The sequence below is a fragment of the Phormidesmis sp. 146-12 genome, from assembly GCF_052939495.1.
Map to the genome: position 1 here is coordinate 1 of NZ_JBJPHS010000213.1, position 4,236 is coordinate 4,236.

11 protein-coding genes are annotated in these 4,236 nt (G+C 44.6%); 10 read left to right on the forward strand and 1 reads right to left on the reverse strand.

Annotation, left to right across the window (positions count from 1 at the left end):
• The first annotated feature begins 93 nt into the window (after positions 1 to 93).
• The 10 genes from ACKFKF_RS34395 (at position 94) to ACKFKF_RS34440 (ending at position 3,590) form a co-directional block, all read left to right on the forward strand.
• Positions 94 to 363 carry a hypothetical protein gene (locus tag ACKFKF_RS34395; protein WP_446871856.1) on the forward strand — a complete coding sequence of 90 codons (270 nt, stop codon included), beginning with the start codon at positions 94 to 96 and terminating at the stop codon, positions 361 to 363.
• A gap of 314 nt (positions 364 to 677) precedes the next feature.
• On the forward strand, positions 678 to 1,010 hold the full coding sequence (locus ACKFKF_RS34400; protein ID WP_446871857.1) for a type II toxin-antitoxin system prevent-host-death family antitoxin: 333 nt from the start codon (positions 678 to 680) through the stop codon (positions 1,008 to 1,010).
• Complete coding sequence (locus ACKFKF_RS34405) at positions 1,007 to 1,489, forward strand: hypothetical protein (RefSeq protein WP_446871858.1); 483 nt, start codon at positions 1,007 to 1,009, stop codon at positions 1,487 to 1,489. The genes ACKFKF_RS34400 and ACKFKF_RS34405 overlap by 4 nt, the downstream gene beginning before the upstream one ends.
• Positions 1,490 to 1,571: 82 nt before the next feature.
• Positions 1,572 to 1,799, forward strand: a complete 228-nt coding sequence (locus ACKFKF_RS34410; RefSeq protein WP_446871859.1) for a hypothetical protein — start codon at positions 1,572 to 1,574, stop codon at positions 1,797 to 1,799.
• Positions 1,796 to 2,227 (forward strand): PIN domain-containing protein, encoded by a 432-nt coding sequence (locus ACKFKF_RS34415; RefSeq protein WP_446871860.1) that lies wholly within the window; start codon positions 1,796 to 1,798, stop codon positions 2,225 to 2,227. The genes ACKFKF_RS34410 and ACKFKF_RS34415 overlap by 4 nt, the downstream gene beginning before the upstream one ends.
• Before the next feature lie 18 nt (positions 2,228 to 2,245).
• Entirely contained in the window at positions 2,246 to 2,482 is a 237-nt protein-coding gene (locus ACKFKF_RS34420) for a type II toxin-antitoxin system HicB family antitoxin (protein WP_446871861.1), read from the forward strand.
• Between the two features lie 13 nt (positions 2,483 to 2,495).
• On the forward strand, positions 2,496 to 2,648 hold the full coding sequence (locus ACKFKF_RS34425) for a type II toxin-antitoxin system HicA family toxin (RefSeq protein WP_446871862.1): 153 nt from the start codon (positions 2,496 to 2,498) through the stop codon (positions 2,646 to 2,648).
• 76 nt (positions 2,649 to 2,724) lie between these two features.
• On the forward strand, positions 2,725 to 2,946 hold the full coding sequence (locus ACKFKF_RS34430) for a hypothetical protein (protein ID WP_446871863.1): 222 nt from the start codon (positions 2,725 to 2,727) through the stop codon (positions 2,944 to 2,946).
• Positions 2,943 to 3,257, forward strand: a complete 315-nt coding sequence (locus ACKFKF_RS34435) for a PIN domain-containing protein (RefSeq protein ID WP_446871864.1) — start codon at positions 2,943 to 2,945, stop codon at positions 3,255 to 3,257. Before ACKFKF_RS34430 ends, ACKFKF_RS34435 begins: the two co-directional genes overlap by 4 nt.
• Before the next feature lie 135 nt (positions 3,258 to 3,392).
• Positions 3,393 to 3,590, forward strand: a complete 198-nt coding sequence (locus tag ACKFKF_RS34440) for a type II toxin-antitoxin system HicB family antitoxin (RefSeq protein WP_446871865.1) — start codon at positions 3,393 to 3,395, stop codon at positions 3,588 to 3,590.
• A gap of 17 nt (positions 3,591 to 3,607) precedes the next feature.
• Here the strand turns inward: ACKFKF_RS34440 and ACKFKF_RS34445 are convergent, their stop codons facing one another.
• Entirely contained in the window at positions 3,608 to 4,000 is a 393-nt protein-coding gene (locus ACKFKF_RS34445) for a pentapeptide repeat-containing protein (protein ID WP_446871866.1), read from the reverse strand.
• Positions 4,001 to 4,236 lie beyond the last annotated feature (236 nt).

A 4,236-nucleotide genomic window follows, 5' to 3' on the forward strand; every position in this document is an offset into this window, starting at 1 on the left:
ATGAGGGATGAGGGATGAGGGATGAGGGATGAGGGATGAGGGATGAGGGATGAGGAATTAAACTGAGGAAGTCAGAAGTTATCGGGAAGCAAGATGGACATTAGTAAAGAAAATCAGCAACCCTCGATCGATTCCTCTCCTTCCTCAGCATTTGTGGATGAACCCTTGAGAGCAATCGCCTACAGCATGGATGCTCTCATTCCAGGACTGTACATCTGGGTGGGCGCATTCAAACTTCGCATCGAGGGCAGCCTTCCAGAAGAAAATTACCCTGGGACACTTCACAGTTTTGCTGGGATTGCGATCGCTCTACCTGGCTACCAGATATACACGACCTATCACGGCAGCTATGACCCTCGATAAACACAAAATCGATGCGAGTGCCTCAAATTACGACAAGAGTTTTACCACGCGAAGAATTCGACACACTGCTTATACAAGCTGAATACAGTAAAATTGGCTCCGCTCCTGCCCAAGGAAATCGTATCAAAAGCTGGTGGACTCATTCTGCATTCGCTAGAGTTGAAGCAATTTACAGCCCAGACGGAACCCTTGCGATCACCGCTTACCACATCACTTGATAGATGCACCTGAAACATTGGGATTCTTGCGGGAGATTCAGAACTATTCTGTCCGAATGACGCTATAGAATGAACGCTAAAGACAGGAATACTGTGATGACTCATACAAAAGTCGAAATTGATACAAAACTACCTCTGACCGAACTGGTCGATCGGGCTGCCAGCAGTGAAATCATCACCCTCACTGCCAACGGACAAGAAAAAGCAGTCCTCCTCAGCATGGAAGCCTTTGAACAGTTAGTCAGCATCCAAGCTTACCGTCAACAAAAACTCATGCCGCTAGATGAATTGCGATCGCAGTCTCAACAAATATTCACCCAAGCAGGCTACACCACGCAGAGCCAAATCATTGACCTCGTGCAGGTCGTCAAACAAGAAATTGCCGCAGAGCGATTTCAGGACTCTTCTCCACCTAAAACTTCTCCATGACTCAGTTCCTCGATCGTGTGTTTCTAGACACGAATGTTTATATCATTGGCGCGATCGATTCCCAAAGTTATGAGGCGCAAGTTTTAGATTGGTTAGGGTTTGGCGAGAGTCAGTCAACAGCAATAAAAGTCATCGTATCTGAAGAACTCACCGATCAAATCTCACGAGTTTCAAAACGATTAAGGAACAAGGATTGGGGAGGTGAACTGCTATCACGAATTTGGCAAAATCTCAACGTTCGCTATGTTCTACTAAACCTGCAAGACTTTAACAAATTAGAAGCGATGGAAATAATCCCTCGTGAAGACATTGGAGTTTATTTGACTGCTAAAGAGGGACAAGCTCAATGCTTCGTGTCTTCAAACCACAAATTAGTTCGCGCCTTAGCATCCAGCACAGGAGAATTTGAATGCCTCACGCCAGAAGAATTTGTGAGGAAATACATTCTTTCTACTGATAAATTTCGTCCCTCGAAATAATGCCTTCATCTACAAATTGCAAGAACACTTTGCAGGGATGAGGGATGAGTAGAATAGAGTTATTGACTTTGAAGGATTGATTATGGCTACTGTCGAATTTCAAGCCAGAGTTGAGAATGGGGTGATTGTCGTTCCTGAAGAATACAAGCAAGACTTAAGCGAGGGAAGCACTATCAAAGTCACCGTAACAAAGCAGCCCAAAAAACGCATTTCAGAAGATGGAATCCTTGCAGAACTGATGCGTCATCCCATTTCAGTGCCCGGAGTCCGATCGCTCACTCGTGAAGAAATGCACGATCGAACTTCATGACCCAATCGCCTTGCTTCATTGACTCAAACGTTTGGCTTTACAGCCTCATGACTGACCCAAATTCCACCGATCTAGAGAACGATCGAAAACATTCTCTTGCGACTCAACTAATCTACTCAGTCGATTTAGTGATTAGTACTCAAGTCATTAACGAAGTTTGCTCAGTCTTAATCAGAAAGGCTGCCTTTACAGAAACTCAAATTCAGCAAGTGATTCACGAACTCTATGACGGTTGCACCGTAGTCGAACTGAATGCAGAAATCCTGCTAAACGCATCAAATTTACGGGTTCAGTATGGCTTCTCGTTCTGGGATGGTCTGATTATCTCCAGTGCTTTGTCTACGAATGCCAGCATTTTTTACTCAGAAGATATGCAAGATGGGTTAGTCATCGCTGACCAACTGACGATCGTCAATCCCTTTAAATAAAGCTCAATTCCTAAAATGATGAACTCCTCCCAACCCAAACAACAATTCACCGCAATCATTGAGCGCGAAGGCGAGGGATATGTTTCGCTCTGTCCTGAACTCGACATTGCCAGTCAAGGTGACACCGTAGAAGCAGCCAAGCAAAATCTGACTGAAGTGATCGAGCTATTTTTTGAAGTCGCTAACCCCTCAGAAGTTAAAAGACGATTACGCACTGAAATCTTCATCACTCGTCTGGAGGTTGCCGTTGGGTAAGCTTTAGAAGAAAATGGTTTCTGTCGAAGTTCGGCAAAAAGGCAGCCACATCATCCTGCAACTCGAAACAGAAGAAACAACAGTAACGGTGCCTGTCCCAAACCACCCGGAACATTACAATCCATCATTCGCCAGTCTGGTCTTCCTCGTGAGTTACTTGAGGTAATCTAGCCAAACCACTTCCTCAACGATGAGGGATGAGGGATGAGTAGAATAGAGCTATTGATTTTGAAGGATTGATTATGGTTACTGTCGAATTTCAGGCCAAAGTTAAGGATGGAGTGATTGTCATTCCTGAAGAATACAAACAAGAACTGGCAACAGTAACCATTGTCAAGGTGACAGTAGAAAAGCAGCCTGGGAAACAACACTCAAGACCTGACATCTTTGACGAACTTGCAGAAAATCCCGTTGAAGTTGATGGGTTTCTCACAAGAGATGAAATTTACGATCGCACTCTATGAATCCCGAACCCTACTTTGTAGACTCCAACGTATGGCTTTATTATCTGCTTGACAACCAATCACTCAACGCTCAAGAACGCCAGAGAAAGCGAAAAATTGCCCGTTCATTGACGGAAGCAGAGGGCGCAACGATTAGCGTACAAGTCGTTAATGAGGTTTGTTCCAATGTCCTGAAAAAAGCAGCCTTCACAGAACAACAAATCAAAGCACTGATTCAATCGTTTGAACATCGCTGCACGATCGTCGCATTAGATTTTGAAGGTTTGATCAAAGCCTCTGACTTGCGATCGCGCTATCACCTTTCCTTCTAGGATGGCTTAATTGTTGCCAGTGCCCTATCTGCAAATGTTGAAGTTCTTTATTCAGAAGATATGCAAGATAGGTTAGTCATTGCTGACCAACTGACGATCGTCAATCCCTTTAAGTAAAGCTCGCTCCCTAAAACGATGCACTCCTCCCAACCCAAACAACAATTCACCGCAATCATTGAGCGCGAAGGCGAGGGATATGTTTCGCTCTGTCCTGAACTCGACATTGCCAGTCAAGGTGACACCGTAGAAGCAGCCAAGCAAAATCTGACTGAAGCGATCGAGCTATTTTTTGAAGTCGCCAACTCCTCAGAAATCAAAAGACGCATTTATTGATAGGCGATCGCATCGTCTTAACCATCAGACGCATAGCCCTCTGGCAAAATTGTTCTGCTCAAACGGGCACAACTCAAATCGATATTCGACGGTGTAGCATTGGTTAAAGCGGCCCATCGCAGATCGGCAGAGTCAAACTTTGCGCCTGTTAAGTTTGCATTCAACAAGAGTGCGCCCCTCAAATCAGCACCCGTCAAATCAGCATGACTCAAGTTTGCATAACAAAGGTCTGCCCCATGTAGATTGGCTCGACGCAAATTAGCTCCCTCTAGATACGATCGACTTAGATTACTGTGTGACAGATCAACCCCAGAAAAGTCCACCCCACTCAGTCTTGCTTTAGAAAAGTCCGATCGACTCAAGTCTCTTTGACCTACTGCACAGTCTTGAATAAGCTCGTTTAAGTTCATATCTACTCACCACACACCAAGATAGTAGTTTGCACGGGTTATCAGATTGCCGTCATTCAACCGTTAGGTCAGCAGTTACGATTGTTTAGACTCAGTTGTTCTTAACTAAACTAACCCCTGTCCTTCCAGAACGCCTCTACCTCAAAAGAGGGATACCGCTAGTTCAAAAGATGATATTCGATTAAGGGCCTATCCGAAAACCATAAAATCTGTGAGATGATGAAGGCAAGCGAGTT